This is a genomic window from Streptomyces lasiicapitis, from assembly GCF_014646335.1.
GTDB lineage: Bacteria > Actinomycetota > Actinomycetes > Streptomycetales > Streptomycetaceae > Streptomyces > Streptomyces lasiicapitis.
On record NZ_BMNG01000010.1, the window covers coordinates 290400 to 317068 of the forward strand.

The following is a 26669-nucleotide window of genomic DNA, read 5'->3' on the forward strand; positions in this document are numbered from 1 at the left end:
ATCGTGCTCCTCATGTACAAATCAACAGATGGCAACCCAGTCGTAATGAACATTTCTGATCACTGGCGCTCATCGGCGTGCTAGGAACGGACCCAACCGCCCCGCGCGCCACAGGAGGTCGCCGTGCTCCACCGTCGTACGTCCGCCGCCCGTACGTCAGTCGTGTCCGCCGCGTCCGTCACACGCGCCTGTGCCGCGACCGCGCTGCTCGCGGCCGCCGTCCTGGTGCTCGGCGCCTGCGACTCGGGATCGTCATCGGACTCCGGCAGCAAGGCCAAGTCCCCTTCCTCCACCGGGCCTTCGGTGATCGCCCCGGGCAAGCCGGGTGAGACGGCGGCGACGCTGTCCGCCGAGGACGCCGCGAAGAAGAGGACCGACGACGACAGCCCGAACTCCGCCGATTTCGAGTACGTCGAGAAGATGATCCCGCACCACGCCCAGGCCCTGGAGATGACCGAACTCGCCCCGAAACGGGCGAAGTCCACCAAGGTGAAGCGCCTCGCGGAACGCATCACCGCCGCGCAGAAGCCGGAGATCGGCGCGATGGAGCGCTGGCAGAAGGCCTACGCCAAGAAGGGCAAGCCCGGGGCGAAGTCCCCGAAGCCCGGCCACGACGGCCACCACGACCACGCGGGCATGCCGGGCATGGCGACACCGGCCCAGCTCAAGCAACTGCGCACGGCCAAGGGCGAGGCCTTCGACCAACTGTTCCTCAAGCTGATGATCACCCACCACACCGGCGCGGTGACGATGGCGACGGACGCGCTCTCGCAGGGCAACAACTTGCTGGTCGAGGAAATGGCGAACGACGTGGTGGCGCAGCAGACGAGTGAGATCAGCCGGATGCGGGGGATGGAGTAGGCGGGCGGGGCACCGAGGCGGGCCCCGTAAGGGGCGCGGGGAACTGCGCGACCAGCCCCCACCGGCCCGCAGGTGGCAACAGACCCCACCACCGGAGCCTTCAGCGACGGTGGTGACGCGGCATCAACAGCCCCGCGTCCCGCGCCCCCGCGATAAGCCGCAACGACTTACGCCGGCTGTGCCCCGTAGCACGCATGACAGCGAGCACGGGATCCTCACCGTCGTCCAACGCCCCGCGATACGCCTCAGCGGTGACGTGCCGCACGGCACTGCCCCGCCGCGCGGAGGGACGCCCCCGACGCGGAGCGGGCGGCTCCTGAACGGGGGAGCCCCCACCCCGGCAGCCGGACTCCGCACCGCCGAAGCCCGCTTCATCCTGCTCGGCCAGACCGCGGGCGGCGTCGTTGAGGGGGCCCTCGATCCGGGCGGCGAGCGCCGCGAGGCCGGCGAGCGGGAGCGGGGGCTGGGCCCGCAGTTCCTCGATGGTGATGCGGCCGTCGGACACCGATGCAAGAACGTCAGCGCCGCCGCCCCCGTTGGGACAGCACCCGCCTCCGGGCACGTCTCGGCGCCCGCTCTCGTCGAACGCCAGGCGCACATGGAAGAGGGCCCCGCCCTGACCGGTCACCTCCGGGTCGGCCCAGTCCCCCTGGGGCCCCTCCGTCGGCTCGGCCTCCGCACCGCCGTGAGCACTCACAGGTGACGGCACCCATTCGCCCTCATCGTCCGGCTCCGCCCAGTCGTCGCGGTCACCGACCACCGACTCGGCCCAAGCCCCCTCAGAACCCTCCGACCAAGCGGCCCCCGCCGCACCCGGCACCTCCGACGCAGGCCGGGGCACCGTCACCACGGTCTCCCCCGTCGGCCACGACTCCTCGACCCAGCCCTCGTCCCAGTCCCCGACCACGGACCACTCCCCCGCGAAGCCCGTCAGGCCCGAAAGACCCGACAGACCCGTCGCTCCGGCGAGGCCCGCCGGTTCCACCGGCCGCAGATCCCCCGCTCCGCCGCCCGCCCCGCCACCCGATCGGTAATGATCATTCTCGTCGCAAAATGAACCTTTCCGCACAGTCGCACGGTAGCCGTACAGTCACATTCCGCCGCGGACGGCGCGCACGGGCACGGCGGCCACGGCACCCTGTCAGCGGCACACGGCGCGACGTCGGCCACGGCACGCGCCAACGCGCGCGGCGGCACACCTCCCCCTGCGCGCACGGTGGTGCGATGCTGATGCCAGACACGCAGCAGCAGGCATCGCCAGGCCTCGAGGCGTCCCGGGGACACCTCGCGGAAGGAGCGCCACCGTGCAGGTCGCCGTCGTGGGATCGGGTCCGAGCGGGGTCTACACCGCGCAGAGCCTGGTCCAGCAGGACCTCGTGCCAGGGGTGCGGGTGGACGTGCTCGACCGGCTGCCGTGCCCGTACGGCCTGGTGCGCTACGGCGTCGCGCCGGACCACGAGAAGATCAAGTCCCTGCAGAACAACCTGCGTACGGTCCTGGAGCACGACCGCGTACGGTTCCTCGGCGGCGTCGAGGTCGGCCCCGGCGCGCTCTCCCCGGCGCAGTTGCTCGGCATGTACCACGCGGTCGTGTACTGCGTGGGCGCCGCCACGGACCGTCGCCTCGGCGTGCCCGGCGAGGACCTCCCGGGCAGTTGGTCCGCGACGGAGTTCGTGTCCTGGTACAGCGCCCACCCGGACGTGACGGCCAACGGCTCGGGACCGCCGGACCGCTTCGTACGCGGTGTGGACTCGGCCGTCGTCATCGGTGTCGGCAACGTCGCCGTGGACGTCGCGCGGATACTGGCGCGCGGCGCCGCCGAGCTGCTGCCGACCGACATGCCGCACGAGGCGCTCGGCGTGCTCGCGGACAGCCGGGTGCGCGAGGTGCACATGGTGGGGCGGCGCGGACCGTCCCAGGCGCGGTTCACCACCAAGGAGCTGCGGGAGCTCGGCTCGCTCCCGGACGCCGAAGTCCTCGTCGACCCGGCGGAGTTGGCGCTCGACCCGGCGTACGCGGACCCGTCGGGGCTGCCCGCGGCGAGCCGCCGCAACGTCGAGGTGATGCGCGGCTGGGCCGGCCTGCCCGAGCGCGGGCTCGCGCGGCGGATCCGGCTGCGGTTCTTCCTGCGGCCGGTGGCGGTGCTCGACGAGGAGGGCCGGGTCGGCGGCGTACGGTTCGAGCGGACGCTGCCCGACGGCCGGGGCGGGGTGACGGGTTCGGGGACGTACGAGGACATCACAGGCCAGCTCGTCCTGCGCTCCGTCGGCTACCGCGGCGTGCCCATGGACGGGCTGCCGTTCGACGAGAGCACGGGCACGGTGCCGCACGCCGCGGGGCGGGTGCTGCGCGACGGCGCCGTCTCGCCCGGTGAGTACGTCGCGGGCTGGATCAAGCGCGGGCCGACCGGCGTCATCGGCACCAACCGCCCCTGCGCCAAGGAGACGGCGCTGTCCCTGCTCGACGACGCACCCGCGCTCGCGCTGCGTGACGTGCCCGACGACACGCTTGCCGCGCTGCGTGCCGTCGGCGCCCGGCCCGTGGAGTGGTCCGGCTGGCTGGCGATCGAGCGCGCGGAGGCGGACCTCGGGCGTTCCCTCGGGCGCGGGCCGGTGAAGATCCCGGACTGGCCGGGGCTTCTGTCGGCGGCGCGCGGCGGCACATCCGGTCCGACCGACTGACCCGCACCCGGCCCTGAGGAGCCCGGCTCCCCCGACACGTACCGGCAACGCGCGCGAAATCAACAAACTGTTCAAGCCCATTACGGTCTCGTGCTGTCCCCTTCTCCCCGCGCTCCCCCCCTCCAGCCCTCTCGCCGCCAGCACCCCCACCCGCCCCGCCCAGGAGTCCCCATGGCGTCCACAGCCCCCGCACGTCCACCGCGCCCGCACCCCGTCGACGAGGTCCCGCCCGTACGGCACTTGGTGGCGTTCGGTCCGCAGCACGTGCTCGCGATGTACGCGGGCGCGGTGGCCGTGCCACTGATCGTGGGCGGCGCGATGAAGCTTTCGCCCGCCGACCTCGCGTATCTGATCACGGCGGATCTGCTGGTGTGCGGCATCGCGACGCTCATCCAGTGCGTGGGGTTCTGGCGGTTCGGGGTGCGCCTTCCGATCATGCAGGGCTGTACGTTCGCGGCCGTCGCGCCGATGGTGCTCATCGGCACCGGGGGCGGCGGGCTGCCGGCGATCTACGGCGCGGTGATCGTCTCCGGGGTCGCGATGATGCTCCTCGCGCCGGTGTTCGGCAGGCTGCTGCGGTTCTTCCCGCCGCTGGTGACCGGCACGGTCGTGCTGATCATCGGCGTCTCGCTGCTTCCGGTGGCGGGCAACTGGGCGGCGGGCGGGGTCGGTTCGGACGACTTCGGGGCGCCGAAGAACATCGGCCTTGCGGCCTTCGTCCTCGTCGTGGTGCTCGGGGTGCAGCGGTTCGCGCCCGCGTTCCTGAGCCGGGTGGCGGTGCTCGTCGGGATCGTGGCGGGCATGGCGCTCGCGGTGCCGCTCGACTTCACCGACTTCGGCGGGGTCGGCGACGCGGACTGGGTCGGGGTGAGCACGCCGTTCCACTTCGGGGCGCCCACGTTCGAGGGCGCGGCGATCGCCTCGATGCTGGTCGTGGCGCTGGTGATCATGACGGAGACGACGGGTGACTTCATCGCGGTCGGCGAGATGACCGGGCGCGAGGTCGGGCCGCGCGCGCTCGCGGACGGGCTGCGCGCCGACGGCCTCTCGACCGTGCTCGGCGGCGTCTTCAACACCTTCCCGTACACGGCGTTCGCTCAGAACGTGGGCCTGGTCGGCATGACGCGGGTGCGCAGCCGCTGGGTGGTGGCCGCGGCCGGCGGCATCCTGGTGCTCCTCGGGCTGCTGCCGAAGCTGGGCGCGGTGGTCGCGGCCATACCGGCGCCGGTGCTCGGCGGCGCGGGTCTGGTGATGTTCGGTACGGTCGCGGCGAGCGGGCTGCGGACGCTGGCGCGGGTCGACTTCCGCGGCAACGACAACCTGACGGTCGTCGCGGTGTCGGTCGCGGTGGGCATGCTGCCGGTCGGCGTGCCCGGGATCTACGACCGGTTCCCCGACTGGTTCCAGACGGTCATGGACAGCGGGATCAGCGCGGGGTGCGTAACGGCGATCGCCCTAAACCTGGTGTTCAACCACCTTCCGGGCAAGGCTCCCGCAGGGTCAGGCGCCGTCGAGAGGGTCGGCCTGCCGGTCGGCCGCAGCGAGGACGCTGTCGAGGAGCCCCGGGAAAAGAGCGTCTAGGTCGTCCCGCCGCAGGGCGTTCAGCTTGGCCGTGCCCCGGTAGATCTGCTGGATCACGCCCGCCTCCCGCAGCACCCGGAAGTGGTGAGTGCATGTGGACTTGGTGACGGGCAGCCCGAAGTGGGAGCACGTCAACTCCGCTCCCTCGCTGGCCAGTTGACGCACCACCAGCAACCGCATCGGGTCGGACAGCGCATGCAGCACACCTTCGAGGCGGATCTCCTCGCGGTCCGGGTGCGCGACCGCGCGGGCGCTCTGTGCGGCGGTCGTCATGGCGGCTCCACTCTTCCTGACCGTACGGACGCTCCCATTGTACGAGACCTCACGTAGTTTGACAGTCACCGTACTACGAGGTTTATCGTACGAGAGGGATGCGCACCCGAGCGGCCTGATGGCTCCCGCTGCTGTGCCGCCGTGCCGCCCGCCCCGTACCCCCGCCGTCACGTATGGAGGCCGCCGTGAGCGCGCTGTTCGAGCCCTACACCCTGCGATCGCTGACCGTCCCGAACCGGGTGTGGATGGCGCCGATGTGCCAGTACTCGGCGGAGGCGTCGGGGCCGGGCGCGGGCGTGCCGACCGACTGGCACTTCGCCCACTACGCGGCGCGCGCCACCGGAGGCACCGGCCTGATCCTCACCGAGGCGACCGCCGTCAGCCCCGAGGGCCGCATCTCCCCGGCCGACCTCGGCATCTGGAACGACACGCAGACCGAGGCGTTCCGCCGCATCACCGGCTTCCTCAAGGCGCAGGGCACGGTTCCGGGCATCCAGCTCGCGCACGCGGGCCGCAAGGCGTCCACCGACCGGCCGTGGCAGGGCGGCGCGCCCCTCGCGCCCGGCACGGCGGAGGGGTGGCAGCCCCTCGGGCCGAGCCCGGTCGCGTTCGACGAGCGGCACAGCGTACCGACGGAACTGACCGTCGATCAGATCCACGAGGTGACGCGACAGTTCGCGGACGCCGCGCGCCGCGCCCTGGACGCCGGGTTCGAGGTCGCCGAAGTACACGGCGCGCACGGCTACTTGATCGGTGAGTTCCTCTCCCCGCACTCCAACCGGCGCACCGACTCCTACGGCGGCTCGTTCGAGAACCGGGTCCGCTTCCCCCTGGAGGTCGTGGACGCGGTGCGCGCGGTGTGGCCCGAGGACAAGCCGCTGTTCTTCCGTATCTCCGCCACCGACTGGCTGGAGGAGGGCGGCTGGGCGGCGGACGACACCGTGCGCTTCGCGGCGCTCCTCAAGGAGCACGGTGTCGACCTGCTCGACGTCTCCACCGGCGGCAACGCCGCGGGCGTGAAGATCCCGGTCGGGCCCGGCTACCAGGTGCCGTTCGCGGCGCGCGTCCGCGCCGAGACGGGCCTTCCGGTCGCCGCCGTCGGCCTGATCACCGACGCCGAACAGGCCGAGAAGATCCTCGCCAACGGCGAGGCGGACGCCGTCCTCCTCGGCCGCGAGCTGCTGCGCAGCCCTTCGTGGGCGCGGGCCGCCGCGCGGGAGCTGGGGGCGGAGATCCGGGTGCCGCAGCAGTATCTGCGGTCTGTCTGACGGGTCCGGCGCGGGGCCGGTCCGCCCAAGGGGTGGGCCCGGGTTCGCTCGGGCCACCCGCGCCCCCGCCCGCGCTGCCCGCTGCTCCGCCCGGCCTCACTGCCCGTGGCCGGGCGAAGCAGCGGGGAGCGCGCAGGCGTAAATCGGACAGCGGGCGGTGGGCGCAGGCAGCGGGCAGCGGGCAGCGGGCAGCGGGCAGCGGGCAGCGGGCAGCGGCGGCCGACCCCGGATCGCATACCGCGAACCCCCTCGGCCACCGCCCCGCCCCACGCCTCCCCCTCACACCCCCGGATCGCAACACCCGTCCCGCCGCATCAGGCGCCCCACGTCCAGCCAGTCCGGGCCCGCGTGCTTGTGCCGGTCCGCCGGCGGGAACGCGGCGACCAGGTCGTCGGTCTCGTACGGGATGCCGCCGCGCAGCACCGACACGGTGCGTACCAGTGAGGCGAAGTCCGTGAACGGGTCGCCGTCCACGACCGTCAGGTCGGCGATCTTCCCGGGGGCCACGGTGCCGAGGTCGTCCGCGACGCCGAACAGCCGCGCGGGCAGCACCGTCACGGTGCGCAGCGCCTCGACCGGGGTCAGGCCGCCGCGGTGCAGGGCGCGCAGGCCCAGGTGCAGGGAGAGGCCGACCGGTACGAGCGGCTGGTCCGTGCCGAGGGCGACGAGGCCGCCCGCGGCGAGGATCCGCCGGTAGATGTCGGTCTCCCGCCGCAGCGTGGCCAGTTGGGCCGCGGTCGGGGCGACGCCCGCCGACTTGCGCACCTGGGCGGCGTCCCACGGTGGCATCACGGCCGTGACCCGGGGGTCGTCGGCGAGGGCGGGGTCGGCGCCAAGGAGCGGCGACGAGGTGAACGGTGTGGCGATCATCGCGAAGCGGGCGCCGCGCGCGCTGTAGATCTCCACGACGTCGTCATAGGCGCGCCCGGACGCCGTGATGGCATGCCCGAACTCGCCCCGCTGTGTGGCCTGCAGATGAGTCGTCAGGTCCTGCCCGGACTGGATGCCGGGCGACAGGAAGTGGCTGCCCGAGCGCACACCCAGGCGTTCGTGCGCGAACTGCGCCGCCTCCTCCATCACCCAACTCGGCGCCCGCACGTACGTCTTGACGAAGTCCCAGTCGAGCTGCGCGGCACGCTCCAGGGAACGCCGCAGCCCCGCGCGGGTGCGGTGCGCGCGGCCCATGCTGTACGCGACGCGGCCGCCGTCGAGGAGTTCGCCGGTGGTCAGAAGCCGGGGCCCGGCGAGCTGCCCGGTGGCGACCGCCTCGCGGATGCGGGCCTGTTCGTGGGCGAACCCGCCGAGCGAGACGGCGGTGGTGATGCCGTACGTGAGCTGGCCCACGGTCTGGCGGCCGCCGTAGGTGCTCTGCCACGGGTGGGTGTGGGTGTCCCACAGGCCTGGCAGGACGGTGCGGTCGGAGGCGTCGACGCGCCGCCGCGTGCCCTTGCGGGACGCGCGGTGCGGTTCGACGGCGGTGACGCGCCCGCCGCGCACGACGATGTCGACGTCCTCGCGGACCGTGTCGCCGGTGCCGTCCCACAGCCGCCCCGCGTGCACCACTGTGTCGGCGGGCGCGGGCCTGCGCTGGTCCAGCGGGACGCGTACGGTGCGGGCGCCGCCGCCGTCGACGCCGATGAGGCGCAGCCGGGTGCCCGACAGGTACAGGAGCGTCTTGGAGTCCCCCGACCAGGTGGGGTGGTCGGCGGGTTCGGTGGTGAGGGCGCGGAGTTCGCCGCGCGGGCTGCCGTCGGGGGCGACGGGCAGCAGGCACAGCGCGGACTCGACGATCACCGCCATCCAGCGCCCGTCCGGCGACCAGACGGGCCCGGAGTCGTACCGGTCGGCGAGGGAGGTGTGGGGCGCGACGGCGTGCAGCCGGGCGTCGCCGGTGGCGGCGTCGACGACGCGTACGAGGTTGTAGCCCTCGCGGAAGCGCAGGTTGAGGCGGTTGCGGTCGCAGAGCGCGATGTGGCGGCCGTCGGGCGACCAGGTCGGCCGGCCGGGCAGACCGCCGCCGCCGAGCGGGTCCGCGAGGACGCGGTCGGTGCCCGCGGCCAGATCGCGTACGACGAGCCGGCCGGTCATGTCGAGGCAGGCCAGGCGCTTGCCGTCGGGCGAAAGCGCCGGGTGCACCCGGCCGCCGGTCGCGAGCGCCGTCTCCTTGCCGGTGGCGAGGTCGTGCCGGTACACACCGAGGAGCCCGTCGCGGTCGTCGACGTACACCAGGGAACGCCCGTCGCGCGCCCAAGAAGGCCCCAGAAGGTAACGGGTGGGGTCGGCGCGGCGCAGCCGCTTCGGCTGCCGACCACCCGAAGTGCCCGCGAGCCACAAGGAGTTGAGGGCGGCGAAGGCGATGTGGCGGCCGTCGGGCGAGAGCGCGGGCAGGTGCACACCCCGGACGGGGCGCGCACGCTGTTCCGCGAGCCCGAGATCGTACTCCTTCACGCGGTAGCGCGGCCGGTCCACGGTCAGGACGCCGTCGAACGGCAGCGGCTCGGCGGCGCCCGGTTCGGCGGGGCGTACGAGGGTGAAACGGCCGTCGACCGTGAGCAGCAGCTCGCCGTCCTCGGTCCAGCGCGGGGGCACGGGTGCGATGTCCCCGGCGACGTCCACGCGCTTGCCGTCGACCACGAGGGCGCAGGACGCCTCGGGTGCCGCCGTGGTGCGCAGGTAGGCGAGGCGGCGGCCGTCGGGGGCCGGGGCGGGCGTCATGACCTGGGCGTTCTCGGTCTCCGTGTGCTCCACGACGACCGGGCCCGAGCCGTCGGCGGGGACGGCGGCGATGAGGCGTGCCTCCAGCGCCGTTCCGGTGGGCGACGTGACCGCCTTCGCCCGGACGAACAGGATCCGCTTCCCGTCCGGCGACCAGGCGGGGTCGTAGTCCTCCCAGGCACCGTCCTGCACCGGGCCGTCCTGCCCGGGCAGCCCGGTCACCCGGCTCAGCTCGCCGGAGCGCAGGTCGAGGACGTGGATCCGGTACGGGCTGCCCTTCACCGGGTCGCCGCCGCGCTCGGAGGCGAAGGCGATCCGGGAACCGTCGGGCGACCAGGCCGGGCCCCGGTCGTCCCAGGGCCCCTCGGTGCGCTGCCGCACCTCCGAGCCGTCGGGGCGCATGGTCCAGATGTGGTAGCCGCCGCCCTGGTACGCGCAGAAGGCGACGAGCGCGCCGTCCGGGGCGAACACGGGCCGGTTGGGTTCGAGGCCCGGCGGGGTGAGCGGCACCGCCTTGCCACCGGAACGCGGCTGGGACCACAGGACGTGCTGCACCTCGACGACGAGCCGGTCCCCGGCGGGCGAGAGCGTGGCCGAGCCGTTGGTGGCGCGGGTGAACGACAGCGGCACACCGGCGGGCTCCCGCGCCGCCGCGGGCACGGCGCCGGCCACCGCCACGGCACCGGCCGCCCCGGCCGCGCCCGCGGACACCAGCAGTTGACGGCGGGTCAGAGGGAAGAGGCGGGAGGGTGATTGGGAAGGCAACGGAGAGGCGAGGTTCCGGTCACGGTCCATGACAGGAACACTCGCGCACCTCGGAGCACTGGGCAACACCGCCTTCACAGGGGGTTACGGGCGCCTCGGAACGTGGGCGCCGACGGCTGTGCACGTCGGATAAGAACTGGGAGCCGAGCTCGCGCGGTGTCATGATCGGCGGCATGCCTACCTCGCCCACGCCGTCCACGGCTCGCGACCTCGTACGACGGGTGCTGCCCCAGGCGCCCGACACGACCGTCGAGCCCGTGGACGAGGGCGGTGAGCACTCCACCTGGTGGATCGGTGAACGGTACGTCCTCCGGCTCACGCTGGACCCCGGCGCGGCCGCACGGCAACGGCGTGAGCTGCTGCTCCGGGAGGCGATCCGGCCGCATGTGCCGGTCGGCGTACCGGCGAGCGTCGCCGCCGGGGAGTGGGCGCCCGGCCTCACGTACACCGTCGACACCCGCCTCCCCGGCACCTCGGCGGAGCACCGGCCCGTCGCCCCCGAGGGAGAGTCGGACCTGGCCGGACTCCTCTCCGGCCTGCGCGCCCTCCCCGCGGAGGCCACGGCGGCGCTGCGTCTGCCCGCGGGGAAGCCCCGCGCGCTCGGCCCGCTCCACGCGTCCGCCGAGGAAGCAGCCGGCCATCTCGCCGCCGAAGGCGAACTGCCCGCCGCCCTCGCCGCACCCCGCGCACCCGGCACCCCGGCTCACCCCGCGGCCGCCCCGACCGCCGTCGTGCTGCACAACGACCTCAAGGGCGAGCATCTGCTGGTGAGTTCGGCGGGCCGGGTGAGCGGCGTGCTCGACTGGGCGGACGCCGTGGTGGGCGACCCGGCCGAGGACGTGGCCGGACTCGCCCTGTCCATCGGCGCCGCGGCGGCCGTACGTGTGACCGCCGCGGCCGGGTACGGACCCGAAGTGGCGCGACGTGGGGTGCTGCTCGCCCGCTACGACACCGCGATCCGCCTCGCCGACCGCCTCCGGGGCCGCGACGACAGCCCGCTGCCGCTGCTGCGGGCGCAGTTGGGCCGGGCCTGGGAGCGCTGACCCCGAGTCCGCCGGGACCGGAAGCGGTAGGGCGCGATCGTCAGAAGGCCGCCTGGGCGAGCCGGTCGGCCTGGTCGACGTCCGCCGCCCAGCAGTACAGCATCACTTCGTCGGCGCCGATGTCCTCGTACGCCGTGATCACCGCCCTGATCTGTTCGGGGGTGGTGAGCATGCCGTCCGCCATGTACGCGGGGCGGCCGGTGAACTCGTAGTACGCGCTGATGTTCTCGCGGGCCTCGCTGAGGACGGTCTCCGGGCCGAGGGCCACGTTCGCCTGGGCGACGAGGCGGGGGCGGCCGGCCCGGTCCGCGCGTTGCCAGGAGCGCTCGACGGTGCGGAACATGCCGTCCATGGCGTGCGGCGGCAGCCCGGCGCCGAGGAAGCCGTCGCCCCAGCGGGCGACGCGTTCGAGCGCGGACCGCGCGAAGCCGCCGAACAGGACCTCCGGGCCGCCGGGGGTGACGGGGACGGGTCCGATCGGTCCGGTGTCGTCGCTGTAGGGCTTTCCGGCCCATACACGGCGCAGCGCGGCCATCTGTTCGTCCAGACGGCGGCCGCGGCGGCGCGGGTCGATGCCCGCGGCCAGGCAGTCGTCGTCACGTCCGCCCACGCCGATGCCGAGCGTGAAGCGGCCGCCCGTGAGGCGGTCGAGAGTGGCGGCCTGCTTGGCGAGCAGGGCGGTGCCATGGTTCGGGGCCAGCAGGACCTCGGTCTGCACGCGGATGCGGGTGGTGGCGCCCGCGAGGGCCGCGAGGGCGACGAGGGGCTCGGGGTTGTCGTAGACGAGGCGGTCCAGCAGGCCGAGGCTGGAGAAGGGTCCTTCGTCGGCGCGGCGGGCCCAGGTGAGCAGCAGCGCGGGGTCGCTGATGGGCAGGCCGAGACCTGTGTTCATGAGATGACACTCCTTGGGAGGGCATGCGGATGCTGTGCCGCCCCTCCCTCGCCGCGCACGTCATGTGCGGGCGGGCTCCCCATCTGCGGCGTCGTTCCCAAGGAGCGTGGTTCTCTCAGAGTGCGGCCACCGTACGACGTGGCCCGGTGCGGCGGCATCCGATTTTCGCGCGGGCCCCACGAGAGCGGCTGCTCGCGCGTGGGCACCACGCAGCAACCCGCGCCCCCGCTGCAACTCCCCGCCCACCCTAGGGACTTCCCTAGGTGCCACACCGACGCGGCCCCCGGGCCGCCGCTCCTACTCTGGTCGGCGTCGCCATGCGTCACGGCTCACGCCCTGGGCCGGCCCCCGGGAGGCGTTGTGCGCTACGTCATCGAGGTGTACCGCTCGCACGACGGTGTGTGCGGGAGCGTCGCGTCCGAGAGCTGCGCGAGCCCCCGGCCGTTCCACGGCTGGCTGGAGCTTCTCTCGCTGCTGGAGCCGCCGCAGCCGGACGGCGCGGCGCAGGACGTGCCGCCGCTGCGGGAGCCGCCGGGCGCCGGGCGGGCCGCGCCGTGACGGCGGGACCCTGCCGCCAGAGCCGATGGGCATAAGCCGATAGGCATCGGGCGCCGATGAGCACGGGTGGCCGACAAGCACGGGCGGAAGTCGGAATTCGCCTTGTGCGGAGCACGTGTCGCCCCGCATCGTGGTGTCCTGGCATGCGCCCGGCACGGGTCACCGTCACAGTCGAGTCACCCGCTGCCGGTGCCAACGCGCGGGGGCGGTGATGACACCCCATGACGATCGGGGACGCAGCGCACGACGTGTTCCACTCCCCCGCGCCCGGCGACGCCTTCTGCGGTCGCGCACGGGAACTGGCCGCGCTGCAACAGGACTTCGCGGACGTCTGCACGGGCTCGCCCCGGCTCGTCCTGCTCGAAGGGCCCGGCGGCATCGGCAAGACAGCCCTCGTACGCCGCTTCCTCGACTCGGTGCACGGCACCTGCGTGCTGCACGCCAGCGGTGAGGAGAACGAGAGCGCGCTGCCGTGCGGCGTACTCGCCCAGCTCGTCGGGCAGAGCCCGCTGCCGGTGCCGGACACCCTGGCCGGGCTCGTCCGGCTGCCGCAGTCGCTGCACGCCAACCTGCCGCCGCTCGCCGCCGGGTTCGGGCTCCTCGACCTGCTGAGCGAGGTGCAGAGCAAGGGTCCCGTGGTGCTGGTCGTGGACGACGCGCACTGGGCGGACCCGGAGTCCCTGAACGCCCTCACGTTCGCGCTGCGCAGGCTGCGCCACGACCGGGTCCTCGCGATCGTCGCGCTGCGCGACCCGCAGGTGCCGGAACTGCCCGACGGCCTGCGCCGCCTGCTCACCGACACCCGCACCCGCCGCCTCGCCCTCGACGGCCTCAGCCCCGGCGAGCTGTCCGCGCTCAGCACCCGGCTCGGCGTCGCCCGGCTCCCGCACTCGGCGTCCCTGCGCCTTCACACCCACACCCACGGCAATCCGCTGCACGCCCGCGCGCTGCTCGGCCAGGTGCCGCCCGCCGTGCTGCTCGACGTGACCACGCCGCTGCCCGCGCCGCGTTCGTACGCCATGCTGGTGCTCGCCAACCTGGCGGGCTGCGGGCCGCAGGCCCAGCGACTGGTGCAGGCGGTGAGCGTGCTCGGTCTGTCCTGCCGACTGCGTTCCGCCGCCCGGCTCGCGCGCGTCGACCGGCCGCTGCCCGCACTGGAACGGGCCGTCAAGGCCGGTCTGCTGCGCGAGACGCCCGCCGGAGCGGCCCCCGAGGTCGCCTTCCCGCACCCCCTGGTGCACGCTGCGGTCTACCAGGACATCGGCCCCGCCCAGCGCGCCGCCCTGCACACCCGGGCCGCCGAGCTGGTCGACGACGACTACACGAAGCTGCGCCACCGCGTGCTCGCCGCCAGCGGACCCGACGAACAGCTCGCCGACGCCCTCGCGGCCTGCGCGCGCCGCGAGGCCGCCACCGGCCAATGGGCCGTCGCGGGCACCCACTTGAGGCACGCCTCACGCGTGGCCACCGGCCCGGCGGAACGCGACCGCCTCGCCGTCGAGGCCGTCGAGGCGCTGCTCCTCGACGGCCGCGTCCAGGAGGCGGCCGAACTCGCGCACGGCCTGCCCGACTGCGCGGACCCGGCGCTGCGCGGCTACGTCCGCGGCTATGTGGCGCGGGTCCAGGGCCGTACGGAAGCGGCGTGGACGCTCCTCGTGGACGCGTGGGAGCAGTGCGACCACGAGAAGGATCCGTCCCTCGGGGCGCGCGCCGCCGAGCAGTTGAGCTACGCCGCCGTCATGTGCGGCAGAGCGGCGGAGGCCGCGCAGTGGGCCGAGCGGGCGCAGCGGCTCTCCACCGCGCAGGGCCCGAGCCGCATGCTGCGCTTCAACCACCTCATCGCCCTGGGCCTCAGCGGCCGCGCCAAGGAAGGCATCGCCCTCGCGGCGGACCTGCCCGACCCCATGATCGTGCCGCTCAAGAGCATCGATCTGCTGCTCGCGCGCGGCCAGTTGCGGCTGTGGTCGGACGATCTGCACGGGGCCCGGCGGGATCTGCTCGGCGCGGTCGCCAACTGCCGTACGACGACGGTGCCGTTGAGGCTGCTCTCCGCTTCCGCCCTCGCCCAGACCCTGCACCGGCTCGGCGAGTGGGACGAGGCGCTGATCCACGCCGAGGCGGCCGCCTCCATCGCCGACGACACCGACCAGTCCTGGCTGATGCCGGTCACGCACGGCGTCGCCGCCCAGATCCTGTCGGCGCGCGGCGCCTGGGAACGGGCGGCGGAGCACCTGCGGACCGCCCTCGACGTACCGGGCGGCGCGGAGACCCCCGTCGCGTACGCGTACGCGGTGTGCGCGCGGGGCAGCCTCGCGGACGCGCGGGGCGAGCCGCAGGGGGTGGTGGACGCCGTGCGCCCGCTCCTGGCGTTCGCCGAGCAGGACGGCGTGAACGAGCCGGGTGTCGTGGACTGGCAGCCGCTGCTCGTCGACGCGCTCGTGCAGCTCGGCGAGCTCGACGAGGCAGAGGAGGTGCTCGCCCCGTTCGAGGAGCGGGCGCGGGCCCGGGGCCGGCACACGTCGCTCGCGTCGGCCGCGCGCACCCGGGGCAACCTGGCCGCCGCGCGCCGCGACACCCAGCGCGCGCAGGCCGCGTACGCACGGGCGCAGGACCACGCGGCGCAGGTCCCGGTGGCGTTCGGGCGGGCGCGGGTCGAGCTGGACCACGGCTCGTTCCTGCGCCGACTCGGCCGCCGGTCCCTGGCGATCGCCCAGTTGCAGGCCGCGTACACCACCATGACGGCGCTCGGCGCGCTGCCCTACCGGGCGCGGTGCGTAAGGGAGTTGAACGCCTGCGGCCGCTCGGCACCCGACCGCACGGCCGAGGAGCGCGCGGCGGCCGCCGTCGAGGAAGGCCTGGACGGGGCGCTCACCCCGCAGGAACTCGCGGTGGCGCGGCTCGCCGCACAGGGCCTCACCAACCGCCAGATCGCCACCGCGCTCGCGCTGAGCGTCAAGACGATCGAGTACCACCTGGGCCATACGTACGCGAAGCTCGGGATCACCTCGCGGATCGGCCTCGTGCGGCGGCTCGGACCGCAGTCCTCGTCGCCGTCGGCGGGCTGAGAGGGCCGTACGACCGTACTTCCTGCGGGGGAAGGGGCACCGGGGTAATCCCCGGCACACTCCCGGAGGCGCGCGTCTCGCCCGGACCGTACGTTCGTGCCGGTAGGGCAGGGCGAACGCGGGAGCCCACTGGAGGTGGCCCGATGGTTTCCATCAGCTACGGGGCGGCCGGGGAGGAACGGCCGACGCTGCGGCTGCGGCTGCTCGGCGGATTCCTCCTCACGCGGGAGAGCGGGGGGTACGGGGAACCGGCCTGCGAGGGCGGGGAGTGCGGGGAATCGGCGTGCGGGGGCGGGGACTTCAGAGGTACGGCGGTGGGCGGGCGCGTCGGCGCCACCGGCCCGGACAGCATCGGTCGCGCCGCTGCCACGGGCCCTGACGGCATCGGTCGCACCACCGGCCCTGACGGCCACGCGTGTCCGGACGGTCTCCTCCACTCCTCGCTGGCCTGCCCGGACGACCCGGGCTCGCTCGGCGCCCGGGGCGCCGAGCCGCTTGAGGTGCCCGCGAGCGGTCAGCAGGTGCTCGCGCGGCTCGCGCTGTGCGGCGCGGCGAACCGCTCGGCACTCGCCGGGACGCTGTGGCCCGACGTCACCGAGGCGCGGGCCCGCGCCAGCCTGCGCACCGCCGTGTGGCGGCTCAACGGCGCGGGTTCGGCGCTCACGGACGCCCGGGACGGCGTGCTCTCGCTCAGCCGCCGGGTGCGCGTGGACATCCAGGACCTGACCGCGGCCGCGCACCACGTGCTGTCGGGCGACGCCCTGTCGGCGGCCCGGGAACGCATGCGCGCGGCCTATCAAGTGCTGCTCTGCGGGCGCGAGTTGCTGCCCGGCTGGCAGCAGGACTGGGTGGCCTTCGAGCGCGAGCGGCTGCACCAGCTGCGGCTGCACGCCCTGGAGGCGCTGTCGGCTCGGCTCGTCGCACGCCGGCAGTACGCGCCCGCCCTTGAGGCCGCCCTGGAGAGCACCCGCGTCGACCCGCTGCGGGAGAGCGCCCACCGCGCGGTCGTGTCCGTGCACCTCGCGGAGCACAACCTGACGGAGGCGGTACGGCAGTACGAGACGTTCCGCGAACTCCTGCTCAGGGAACTCGGCGTGGAGCCGTCCGGGCAGTTCGCGACGATGCTGCGGCACGCCTTGGTGTGACGCTGCGGCACGCGCCGGCGCGAGGACGGCTCGGCGCCGCCACGCACGGCGAGGCCCTCCGGACACCGCACCCACAGATGGTGTGACGCCGCGGTGACGCCCGCCCGGCACGATGGGGCCAGCCCCGTCCAGGATGCGGGGAGAAGGGGGATCTCCCCTGGTTGAGCGACGCGCTGGCCGTCGCGGCCACCATCTCGATGTTCGCTCATGCCCTGGACGGGGCGCCTGACTTCTGCGACACGGGCGTCCCACAACACGCTTGCCCTGGTGTCTGCACCGACCGCCCCACACCCGACGACACCGGACCGCCCCCCCACCCGACCACACCGGAGGGGCCGGGCTCCCCCGAAGCCAGCCCGGCCCCTCCGCTCCTCACCCGGACAGGGGGCCCCAGTCTCCTCCCCGGCCCGGGGGTCTCAGCCCGGCGCCTCCCCCGGAGCCCCCCGGAGCCTCTGGATCGCCTCGTCCACCGGCTTGTGCGGCAGCCCGGTCCTGCGGCACAGCTCGTCCCGCGGCATGTCCCGCAGGACCTCGCCGACGAACATGCCCGACAGGTCCGCGATCTCCTGCACATAGGCCTCCACCCGGCTCGCGGCGTCGGCGGCCAGGGGCCGGGGACCGCGCGCACGGGCGTCGTCGCCCCGCAGTACGAGACCTCCGCGCGCCCCCGCCGCGAGCCGCCGGTCCTCCTCCAGCCAGGTCGTCCACACCCCGCGCCCGACCAGGTGCTCGGCGACGTTCTCCGCCACCGAACCGTCCTTGATCACCCCGGGGTCGATGCCGTCGGCCCGGATCAGGAGCTGACAGGACGCGGCCAGCATCGGCGGGGACGCGACCTGCGCGGGCGGTCCGTCGAAGAGGGTGCGCAGCGCGGCGACGTCGGGGTGTCCGGGCACGTGCGGTGTCAGGCGCTGGACTACGTCGTCCAGGCGCTTCAGATCGGGACTGCGGTCGAGCAGCATGGCGTGCGCGCCGACGATGCCGAGGAACGGGTCGACCCGCCCCGAGTCCAGCATCGGGAACAACTGCTTGTCCGACATCAGGTCGATGCCCTGGCGCAGCCCGGAAAGCGCGGCCTCGCGGGCGAGGCTCAGGGCCTCGTCGGCCGGGCACCAGCCGGTGCCGGCGGGCACCATCTCCACGGAGGCGTGCTGCGGCATCGGCCCCTGCGGGCCGTTGCTGACGAAGACGAGGGTGGTCCAGCCCTCGGACACCCACAGCGCCTGGGCCAGCGGCAGCCCGTCGCCGGACGGCTCGCGCAGCCGCAGCCGGTAGCCCCCGGGCGCGAGACGTCCGCTCCAGGCGGTCCAGCCCTGCTGCGGGTCGACCTGCCAGCCGTCCGCGCCGCCGTCCACGCCCTCGCCGCTCTCCGCGCTGATCTGCAGGGCGTACGGATCGAGGCGCCAGCCGCGGCGCAGGTTCCGCAGCAGCACCATGAGGGTGGGCTCGCCCCGACGGTGCGTGGACTGCCTGCTCCACCGCAGCGCGGCCTCCTGGTGCGCAGGCTGGGTGGTGGCGGTGCGCTCGACGGGGGCCGGGGCGGGGACGCGGGGCAGCGGCAGGCGTTCGGTGAAGGCCTCCGTGCCCACCTCGGCGAACTGGCTGTCCACGGCGCCCGCGAAGCGCTGCTCGATGCGGTAGATGCCGGGCGGCAGGGTGGTCTCGATGGTGCCCATGCCGTGCGCCACCTCGCGCAGCGCGTCGTCGGTCACGGTGATCAGGACCGAGGGCGTGTCGGGGATGACGACGAACGGCACCTCGTCGCGCCGCCGCTCGGGCGCCGAAGAAGCCGAACGTTCGGAACGGGCCCGCTCAGGAGATGACTCGGAACGCGAACGGGACTCAGAACTGGACAACGCCGCCACCCCCGGAAACGACCTCGAAGTATCCGCCTTCAATGAGTTCGGGCGCGGTAAGGCTCTCCGGCACGGCCTTGTAGAGCCCCGGCACCAGCGCCTCGACGTGGTCCGCCCCCGTGATGTCCAGCCAGTACGGCTCGGTGATGTCCCGCCCCCGCAGCTCCACCCGGCCGCGGAAACCCGCAGGGAAGCGCAGCGTCACCGGATACGAGCCGACGCCCTGCAGCCCCTCCGCGAAGACGATCGGCGTGCTGGTCTCCCTGAGGAACCGGGCCTCCTGCGGGACGAGTTCACGGGTCGTGCGGTCGAGCACGTGGCGGCGTACGTAGTCGGCGAGGCTGTCGGACGTGACCTGGCCGTCGCGCGTGACGGTGCCGCCGCCCGCGCCGCGCAGCCCTTCCAGGAGGGCCGTGGTGAAGTGTCCGCGGGACTGGTCCGGGTCGGGCTCGTGCTGTTCGTAGGCCGGGTCGCCGAGCGCGGACGCGTAGCCGACGAAGGCCTCGACCTTGTCCGGGGCCTCGTTGGTGTCCGTGAACGGCGGGCCGAAGGCGGTGACGCCGCCGAACCGGGTGCGGCAGCAGTCCACGAAGAACACGATCTCGTGGAACGGCGACGACGATTCGTACCACGACAGATACGGGCGTACGGCGATGTGGTTGCCGAGCAGGTCGATCGCGGCGTTGGCCATGAGCAGCGCGGCGTCACCGCCGAACGGGGCGATGCCGTGCCCGGCGAGGAACAGGTACAGGCGGGTGTCGGCCCAGGCGCCGCCGTCGCGTTCGACGGCGCCGCGGACCGCGCAATGGGCCTGGTACAGCGCGCGGTTGACGTTCTCGCGGGTCGGCTCGGCGCTCATCACGTCGGCCTGGCGCTCGTCCAGTTCGGTGGCCGTGACGAGGGCGACGTTGCTCTCCGGTACGTTGCCTCCGGTCGGGTCGACGAGCCAGTCGCGGAACCGCCGCGCGTCGCCGCGCGCGCCTTGGAGATCCTTGATCGCCGGATAGCGGTTGATGCCGACGACCACGGCGTAGTGCAGGTCGTTCATCGGGCTTCCCCCTTTGTGCGAACCCGTGTTGGACCGCTGCGCGCACCTGCGTGGCCCGCGGTGCGAACCCGCGTGGACCGCGCCCCGCGGTCAGTCGGCGAGCATCCGGGCGAGGCTCGCCAGGACCTCGGCGTCGTCGTCGAATCCGCCGTGCGTACGTGCGCTCGAGCTGAGTCCGGGTTCGCCCTCGACGGGCGACCACACGGTGCGGTGCGGGTCGGCCGCGAGGAACGCCCGCAGGTCCTCGGAGTCCTGCCCGCCGAAGGCGCCGTCGGCGGCGTACCAGCGCTGCATGCCGGCGATCGGGGCGACCGCCGACTGCTTGGCGGGGCCGCGCTCCAGGACGCCGGAGATGAAGTACAGCAGCGACCTCGGGTACAGCAGCGGCACCAGATGGTCGGCGCGTTCGGCAGCGTCGGTCATCGTGAACATCCGCAGCCGGTCGAAGAGTTCGCGCTGGAGCCGGACGACGGGTGCGAGCTGGGCGACGGTGCACGCGGGCGCGAGCAGCGCGACGTCGCGGACGCGGAAGTCGGCGGGCAGTGGGTCGTCGGCGTCGGCGCGCCTGCGGACGAGGTCGGTGAGCAGGTTGCTGATGAACACGGCGCCCGCGCTGTGGCCGACGACGGTCACCCTGGGGCGGCTGCCGGTGGCCAGGAGCCGGCTGAAGCGGTCCAGGAAGTAGCGACCCGCGCGGGTCTCATCGGACGCGGCGAACGTGTCGGCGGTCTGGCGCTTCATGGCGTCCCAGATCGCGGCGCCCACGTTGGCGACGTAGAACTCCCGGAGTATCTCCTCGACGACGGTCGGGTACAGGCCGTGGTCGGTGTGCAGCCGGAAGCGGCCCACGACGGCGGCGATGACGCGCACCGTCTTGCGCACCAGGAGCGCGGAGGTCACCAGGGCGCGGCGGCTGTCGGCCGCTTCGGCTTCGGCGGCCAGCTCGGCCACCGTCTCCGGTGACATGAGGGTGGCGACCGCCGCGCGCCCCCCGTCGATGTCGCGCGCGGCGGTCGGCGCGGGAGCCGACCGCAGGACCGAGCCGACGATCTCCCGGTTGCGGTCGGCGAGTTCGGTGTCCGCCGACAGGTCGGCGGTGATGCGGACGCGTTCGGCCTCGCCGAGCGGCGCCACCTCCGCGGGCGGGGTCAGCCGGGCGTAGGGCTCCTGTCCGGTGCGCAGCAGGGCGAGTTCGGCGGCGACGGCGCGGGCGGGCGGCGTGGTGAGGACGCCTGCGGCGCGCTGTCCGGGCCGCTGGAAGACGACGCCGGCGGCGTAGCGGGTGACGCGGTTCAGGAGTGTCTGGAAGACGGACTCGCCGATGATCTGGGGCAGGTTGCCGTGCAGGGTCTCAAGAAGGCCGCTGCTCCACACGAAGAACACGGGCTCGGCGCCCGCCGCCTCGTACACGGGCGCGAGCCGCTCGGCCGTCGCGAACCCCAACTGGTCGTCGACGAGCCCGCCGTGGAAGTGCAGCACCACACGTGGCCGGTCCTTCAGGCTCGCGACCAGCGCGTCGATGTCGGCGGTGCTGGTCGAGGCGAGCCGTCCGCTCGTCCCGCTGTGGACACAGCGCCTGCGGGCAGAGTGCATGTCGGACACCTCCGGAGCAGGAGCCCCCCTCGCAGAAGTCCCCCGACTCCTGCCGCTCCTGGCAGGGGCAACGGTAGGACCGCCGCACCCGCCGCGTCCCCGGGGACGGGCCCGGGGATTACCCCAAGGCGGGCGCGGACGGCAGGTCCGGGTGTCCAGGGGGCGCCCGTCCCGGCACCGGGTCCGGGCGGCCGCGCCGGGGGTTCAGCTCTCGCCCAGGCACTTCCGTACGGCCGCGACCAGCCGGTTGGCGCGGTCGTCGCCGTGGCCGATCATCTTGTTGGCCGTGTAGGCGAAGGCAACGCCGAACTCGTCGTCGCCGAAGGCGAACTGGCCGCCCGAACCGTCGTTGGCGAAGCTGCGCGGACCCAGGGTGGGCCGGAAGGCCGGGGAGTCGAGCAGGAAGCCCGAGCCCCAGCGGACGCCCATGTCGAAGCCCAGCCAGGACGTGCCGCCGGACTGCTCGCGCACCGCGTCCGTGACGGTGTCGCGGGTGAGCAGCCGCGCGGAGCCGTCGACGCCGGTCGCGGCGGCCGCGTACAGCGTGGCCAGGCCGCGCGCCGTGGAGACCGCGCCCGCGCCGGGGATCTCCGCGCCGAGGAGGGCGGGGTCGTTCCAGCCGTGCGGATCGTCGACGCCGGGGAAGACGAAGGCGCCGTTCATGGTGACCATGCGGGTGAGGATCGATTCGGGGCCGGGCATCGGGGGCCTGCCCGGTGCCTCGACGAGCCGGGCGAGCGAGCCGAGTTCGCGCTCCGGCAGGCCGATCCAGGTGCGCAGGCCCAGGTCGTCGGCGACGGCCTGCCGGAAGTAGGCGCCGGGGGTGAGTCCGGTGACGCGCCGGATGATCTCGCCGAGCAGGAAGCCGAAGACGTGCGCGTGGTACTCGTACGTCTCGCCGGGCGCCCACAGCGGTTCCTGCTCCTCGATGGCGCGGATCACCGGGGTCCACTCGGTGATCTCCGCGAACGTCGGGGTGCGGTCGAGGACGGGGAGTCCGGCGCGGTGGCCGAGGACCATACGGGGCGTGATGGTCTCCTTGCCGGCGCGCGCGAACTCCGGCCAGTACCGCGCCACGGGCGCGTCCAGGTCGAGGCGTCCCTCCTGTGCGAGCAGATGGACGCAGACGCTCACGATGCCCTTGGCGCAGGAGAACACCGGCACGACCGTGTCCTCCCGCCAGGCCGCGCCGGTGCGCTCGTCGGCGACGCCGCCCCACAGGTCCACGACCTTGCGCCCGCCGGCGAAGACGGTGACGGCCGCGCCGAGTTCGTCGAACTCGGTGAAGTTGCGGGCGAAGACGTCCGCGACCGCGCCGAACCGTTCGTCGGCCCATCCGTTGTGTTCCACTGCCCTGCTTCTTTCCTACGAGGCGGTGCTGACCAGGGACGATGCCCGGTCGGCCAGGTGACCGCGCCACGGTACATGGCGGGGCCACCTACCTCCACCGGATTACTTCATCCACTCCGCCTCGTACGCCGCGTACGTCCCGTCGTGCGTCGCGAGGTGCACGAACTGGTCGACGTACTCCTTGAACTGCGCGTCCCCGCGCGGCAGGGCGTAGGCCTTCTCGGCGAAGGTGAAGGGCTTGTCGGGGTGGAGCGAGCACAGTTCGGGGTGGATCTTCGACTGGTAGCGGGTCTCGCTCGCGTCGGTCATCATGACGTCCGCGCGGCCGTCGATGATCTCCTTGAAGATCGTGGAGTTGTCCGGGTGCACGGTGAGGGAGGCCTGCTTGATGTGGGCGCGGGCGAACTGCTCGTTGGTACCGCCGGGGTTGACGACGACCTTCGTGCCGGGCTTGTCGATGTCGGCCAGCGCCCCGTCCCCGAAGCGCGCCTTGTCCGCGCAGCGCACGATGGGCGTCTTGCCGTCCTCGCGGGTCGGTTCGCTGAAGTACACGGTGCGGGCGCGCGGCAGCGTGATGGAGACGCCGCCTGCGGCGATGTCGCAGCGTCCGTCGGCCACGTCGTCGGCGATCTCCTTCCACGTGGTGGCGACGAACTTGGGCTTGGCGTCGAGGGACTTGGCGAGGTCCCGGGCCATCTTGATGTCGATGCCTCTGTACGTCCCGTCGGCCTCGCGGTGCGTGAAGGGGCGGTAGTCGCCGGTCGTGCACACGCGCAGGACGCCCTTCTTCGGCACGGAGTCGAGGAGCGTGCCCTTGCCGGGAGGGGGACGGTGTCCGCGGTCCGCGTCGGGTGCCGCGGGCGCGGCGGCGGTGACGGCGAGCAGGCAGACGAGGGCGGACAGGGTGGCGGCACGCTTCATGCGGGCGGTTCCTCTCTGTGGCGTCAGGCGCGGTGCGGGGTGAGCGGCGGCAGGTGGGCCGCCGTCAGGCCGGGGCCCGCGCCATCTTCGTACGCGCCGTCGTCGAAATCTTCGTACGCGTCATCATCGAAGGGATACATCGGCCGCTCCACGCGGTGGTGGCCGAGCCGCTTGAGGTCCTGGTCGACGCCGCCCGGGGTGAGCGCGAGCAGCCAGTCGGCAGCCATGTCGTACAGCTCCGGCTCCAGATATCCGATCTTCACGACGACGAGGTCGTACGTCCTCGGGTCGATGCCGAGGCCGCCCTCGGCCGGGCCCGTGAAGTCGGCGAGCGTGTGGAACGGCTTGCGGCGCTCGACGAGGATCAGGGTGAGTCCGCCGACCCGCACGGCCGCCATGTCGACCCCCCGGTCGTACGCGCCGCCCTCGGCCCGGTCCTTCTGGTCGGTGGCACGCTGCAACGCCTCGACGGTGCCGGTGAGTTCGTACGGTCCCCCGTGGTTGGCGTCGACCTTGCCGCCGACGGAGAGCGTCACCTCCGCGCCCACGCCCGCCGCGAAGCAGCGGGCGACGGCGACCGGGTCGGTGATGCCGGGGTGCACGGCGGTGACCTCGCCGGAGCGGATCGCGTCGTTGTCCAGGAGCTTGCCGAGCATGTACGCGAGGTCGCCCGCGCCGCCCGCCGTCGGGTTGTCGCCGGAGTCGCTGATGAGGAACGGCCGCTTCGTCGAGGCCACGGCCTGCTCGACGCACTCCTCCGCGGTGCCGGTCGGGCCGACGAAGACGAAGTCGCGCCGGGCGTCCCAGTAGCGGCGGGCCAGCTTTCCGGCCTCGGCGGCGGCGAGTTCGGCGTCGTCGCCGGTGACGACGATGGCGGCCTGACAGCGCGGCTCGTCCGCCCAGGCGTAGCCGACCCACAGCGCGGCGTCGAGGATGCCCGGAAGCCGCTCGATGTCGGCGAGCGAGGCGTAGAGGGACTTGGCGGGCTCCAGGCGGGTGCTGGTCTTCTCGCCCGGAAGCAGGACCGGGACCTGCACCCAGGCGCGGTGCGGGCGGCTGCCCTCGCGCAAGCAGCGCACGAGGTTGCGGGCGGCGCGCTCTCGGGTCTCCCAGGCGTCCTCGTGCGGGGCGAGGCGGTGCGCGGTGAGCAGGTCCACGGGGGCGGCGAAGCGGTGCGAGACGTTGCCGTGCAGGTCCATGGCGGTGGAGATCATGGGGCGGCCGGTGCCGTCGGGTGTGCCGACGGAGTCGAGGGCGGCGCGGACGGCCTCGGTGAGATCGGCCTCCGCGTCGGTGAGGCCGACGACGCTCATGGCGCCGTGGATGTCGTACACGAGCCCGTCGAGGGGGCCCGCCTGCCGGATGCGGGTGACCAGTTCGTCCTTGAGGGTCAGATACGACTCGGCTTCCACGGGGCCGCCGGGCAGCGCGGTCGCGTGCAGCAGCGGCACCCACTCGACGAGGTCCGCGAGGTCGGAGTCGGGCCGGGTCCAGGTGTAGCGGTCGAGGAGTTCCTGGCCGCGGGTCTGGCGGAAGTCGTCGGCGGTGGAGCGGTGCGGGCAGAACGTGGAGGACTCGATGCCGATGCCGCCGATGCCGAGGCGCAGGCGGCGGTGGGTGACGGCGGGGGCGGCTTGAGGGGATGCCGGGGTCGCGGTCATGCGGGTGCGCTCTCTTCCTGGACGGGGGTGGCGGACGGGTGGTCGTGGCCGCCGGGTGCGGCGGGTGCGGTGGTTTCCAGGGCGACGGGGCTCGTCGGCAGGTGGCGGCGCAGTGCGGTGAGGCCCGCGCCGAGCAGTCCCGCGTCCGGTCCCGTCACGGTGGTCGTGATCTCCAGGTCCGCGGTGGCCACGGGCAGGCAGCGCTCGTACAGGACACCGCGAACGGCGGCGACCAGCGGTTCGGCGGTGGCGAGGACGCCGCCGAGCGCCACGGCTTGAGGGTTGAAGAAGTTCACGACGACGGAGAGCACCGTGCCGATGTGCCGACCGGCGGTGCGCACGAGGGTGGTGGCCAGCGGATCGCCGTCCGCGACGAGCTGGAGCAGCTCGCCGGTGGTGGCCACCTCGACGCCCTGGCGGCCGAGTTCGCGGATCAGCGCGGCGCCGCTCGCGACGGTCTCCAGGCAGCCGATGTTGCCGCAGCTGCACGGCCGTTCGCCCGCCTCCTCGACGCGTACGTGGCTGATGTCGCCGGCCGAGCCGTTGGCGCCGTCGTGCGGGCGGCCCGACGCGATGACGCCGCTGCCGATGCCGCGGCCCGCCTTGACGACGACCATGTGGTCGAGGTCGGGGCGGGCGACGCTGTGCTCGCCGACGGCCATCATCGTGGCGTCGTTCTCGACGGTCACGGGCAGGCCGAGGCGTTCCGCGAGGACGTCGCGCAGCGGGTAGCGGTGCCAGCCGGGCATGCGGGACGGGCTGAGGACGCAGCCCTCGCCGGGGCGTACGGGGCCGGGGAAGGCGACGCCGAGGGCACGCACCGTGCGGCCCGCCGCGCGTTCGCGGGCGGCGAGTTCGGTGACGCGCTCGCACAGCCAGTCCACCGCCGACTCGGGTCCGGCGGTGATGTCGTGCGGCAGGTCGGCGGTGTCGCGGACGGTGCCGTCGAGGTCGACCGCGCCGAGCCGGGCGTGGTGGCTGCCCAGGTCCGCGGCCAGCGCGATGCCGCCCTGGGCGCGCACCCGCAGCAGCCGGGGACGGCGCCCGCCGCGCGAGGCGCCCTCGCCGGACTCGGTGAGCACCCCGGCGGCCACCAGCTCCTGCACGCGCAACGACACCGTGGACGGCGCGAGCCCCAGCTCCCGCACCAGATCGGCCCGGGAGGAGGCCGCGCCCGACGAGACCAGACGCACGATGTGCTGCGCCGATCCGGGTTCGCCGTGTGCGTTGCTGGCCATACCGACCCCGTTCGTTCGACGAGTTGCTTCGACTACGAGCCGAACACTAGGTCGCACCGAAGGAAGTTGACCAGCCCCACCAAGAAAGACACCCCCAACTCCCGAACTTTCGCAGCTTCTGTCGAACGAAGCTCTTGACTTGCTTTTCCTCACGG

General features: G+C 73.7%; 19 protein-coding genes. 8 read left to right on the plus strand and 11 right to left on the minus strand.

From position 1 onward, the window contains the following. Positions 1-123: 123 nt before the first annotated feature. Positions 124-861 (plus strand): DUF305 domain-containing protein, encoded by a 738-nt coding sequence (locus tag IEY91_RS22975; protein ID WP_229697173.1) that lies wholly within the window; start codon positions 124-126, stop codon positions 859-861. 100 nt (positions 862-961) lie between these two features. Here IEY91_RS22975 and IEY91_RS41925 read toward each other — a convergent pair whose 3' ends face one another. After that, positions 962-1846, minus strand: coding sequence for a DUF6214 family protein (locus tag IEY91_RS41925; RefSeq protein ID WP_229697174.1), 885 nt, complete (start codon positions 1844-1846; stop codon positions 962-964). Positions 1847-2165: 319 nt separating this feature from the next. Here IEY91_RS41925 and IEY91_RS22985 point away from each other — a divergent pair, with 319 nt between their 5' ends. Further along, positions 2166-3542 carry an FAD-dependent oxidoreductase gene (locus IEY91_RS22985; RefSeq protein ID WP_189175489.1) on the plus strand — a complete coding sequence of 459 codons (1377 nt, stop codon included), beginning with the start codon at positions 2166-2168 and terminating at the stop codon, positions 3540-3542. A gap of 171 nt (positions 3543-3713) precedes the next feature. Further along, positions 3714-5123, plus strand: coding sequence for a nucleobase:cation symporter-2 family protein (locus tag IEY91_RS22990; protein WP_189175490.1), 1410 nt, complete (start codon positions 3714-3716; stop codon positions 5121-5123). Here the strand turns inward: IEY91_RS22990 and IEY91_RS22995 are convergent. Continuing rightward, positions 5043-5396 carry an ArsR/SmtB family transcription factor gene (locus IEY91_RS22995; protein WP_189175491.1) on the minus strand — a complete coding sequence of 118 codons (354 nt, stop codon included), beginning with the start codon at positions 5394-5396 and terminating at the stop codon, positions 5043-5045. The genes IEY91_RS22990 and IEY91_RS22995 overlap by 81 nt on opposite strands. A 185-nt stretch (positions 5397-5581) precedes the next feature. Between IEY91_RS22995 and IEY91_RS23000 the strand changes: the two genes are divergently transcribed. Then, positions 5582-6664 carry an NADH:flavin oxidoreductase/NADH oxidase gene (locus IEY91_RS23000; RefSeq protein WP_189175492.1) on the plus strand — a complete coding sequence of 361 codons (1083 nt, stop codon included), beginning with the start codon at positions 5582-5584 and terminating at the stop codon, positions 6662-6664. A gap of 279 nt (positions 6665-6943) precedes the next feature. Here IEY91_RS23000 and IEY91_RS23005 read toward each other — a convergent pair whose 3' ends face one another. Then, positions 6944-10174 carry an amidohydrolase family protein gene (locus IEY91_RS23005; protein ID WP_189175493.1) on the minus strand — a complete coding sequence of 1077 codons (3231 nt, stop codon included), beginning with the start codon at positions 10172-10174 and terminating at the stop codon, positions 6944-6946. Positions 10175-10317: 143 nt separating this feature from the next. Here IEY91_RS23005 and IEY91_RS23010 point away from each other — a divergent pair, with 143 nt between their 5' ends. Next, positions 10318-11187 (plus strand): aminoglycoside phosphotransferase family protein, encoded by an 870-nt coding sequence (locus tag IEY91_RS23010; protein WP_189175494.1) that lies wholly within the window; start codon positions 10318-10320, stop codon positions 11185-11187. A gap of 40 nt (positions 11188-11227) precedes the next feature. On the opposite strand, the gene IEY91_RS23015 is transcribed toward IEY91_RS23010, so the two are convergent. Then, the gene (locus IEY91_RS23015) at positions 11228-12079 is read right to left on the minus strand and encodes an LLM class flavin-dependent oxidoreductase (RefSeq protein ID WP_189175495.1); all 852 of its coding nucleotides are present in this window, start codon (positions 12077-12079) and stop codon (positions 11228-11230) included. A gap of 360 nt (positions 12080-12439) precedes the next feature. On the opposite strand from IEY91_RS23015, the gene IEY91_RS23020 reads away from it, so the two are divergent. The 3 genes from IEY91_RS23020 (at position 12440) to IEY91_RS23030 (ending at position 16847) form a co-directional block, all read left to right on the plus strand. Further along, positions 12440-12637, plus strand: coding sequence for a hypothetical protein (locus IEY91_RS23020; protein ID WP_164317241.1), 198 nt, complete (start codon positions 12440-12442; stop codon positions 12635-12637). Positions 12638-12858: 221 nt separating this feature from the next. Further along, complete coding sequence (locus tag IEY91_RS23025) at positions 12859-15702, plus strand: helix-turn-helix transcriptional regulator (RefSeq protein WP_189175496.1); 2844 nt, start codon at positions 12859-12861, stop codon at positions 15700-15702. A gap of 143 nt (positions 15703-15845) precedes the next feature. Beyond that, the gene (locus IEY91_RS23030) at positions 15846-16847 is read left to right on the plus strand and encodes an AfsR/SARP family transcriptional regulator (RefSeq protein ID WP_189175497.1); all 1002 of its coding nucleotides are present in this window, start codon (positions 15846-15848) and stop codon (positions 16845-16847) included. 416 nt (positions 16848-17263) lie between these two features. On the opposite strand, the gene IEY91_RS23035 is transcribed toward IEY91_RS23030, so the two are convergent. The 7 genes from IEY91_RS23035 to IEY91_RS23065 form a co-directional block, all read right to left on the minus strand. Continuing rightward, positions 17264-18604, minus strand: a complete 1341-nt coding sequence (locus IEY91_RS23035; RefSeq protein ID WP_189175498.1) for a hypothetical protein — start codon at positions 18602-18604, stop codon at positions 17264-17266. An 85-nt stretch (positions 18605-18689) separates the two neighbouring features. Beyond that, the gene (locus tag IEY91_RS23040; RefSeq protein WP_189175499.1) at positions 18690-19751 is read right to left on the minus strand and encodes a caspase family protein; all 1062 of its coding nucleotides are present in this window, start codon (positions 19749-19751) and stop codon (positions 18690-18692) included. A gap of 90 nt (positions 19752-19841) precedes the next feature. Then, the gene (locus tag IEY91_RS23045; protein ID WP_164317250.1) at positions 19842-21344 is read right to left on the minus strand and encodes a hypothetical protein; all 1503 of its coding nucleotides are present in this window, start codon (positions 21342-21344) and stop codon (positions 19842-19844) included. Between the two features lie 204 nt (positions 21345-21548). Then, entirely contained in the window at positions 21549-22694 is a 1146-nt protein-coding gene (locus tag IEY91_RS23050) for a serine hydrolase domain-containing protein (RefSeq protein WP_164317252.1), read from the minus strand. Positions 22695-22796: 102 nt separating this feature from the next. After that, positions 22797-23615 carry a transporter substrate-binding domain-containing protein gene (locus tag IEY91_RS23055; RefSeq protein ID WP_189175500.1) on the minus strand — a complete coding sequence of 273 codons (819 nt, stop codon included), beginning with the start codon at positions 23613-23615 and terminating at the stop codon, positions 22797-22799. A 23-nt stretch (positions 23616-23638) separates the two neighbouring features. Then, positions 23639-25276 carry a M81 family metallopeptidase gene (locus tag IEY91_RS23060; protein WP_189175501.1) on the minus strand — a complete coding sequence of 546 codons (1638 nt, stop codon included), beginning with the start codon at positions 25274-25276 and terminating at the stop codon, positions 23639-23641. Beyond that, the gene (locus IEY91_RS23065; protein ID WP_189175502.1) at positions 25273-26514 is read right to left on the minus strand and encodes an ROK family transcriptional regulator; all 1242 of its coding nucleotides are present in this window, start codon (positions 26512-26514) and stop codon (positions 25273-25275) included. Before IEY91_RS23065 ends, IEY91_RS23060 begins: the two co-directional genes overlap by 4 nt. Positions 26515-26669 lie beyond the last annotated feature (155 nt).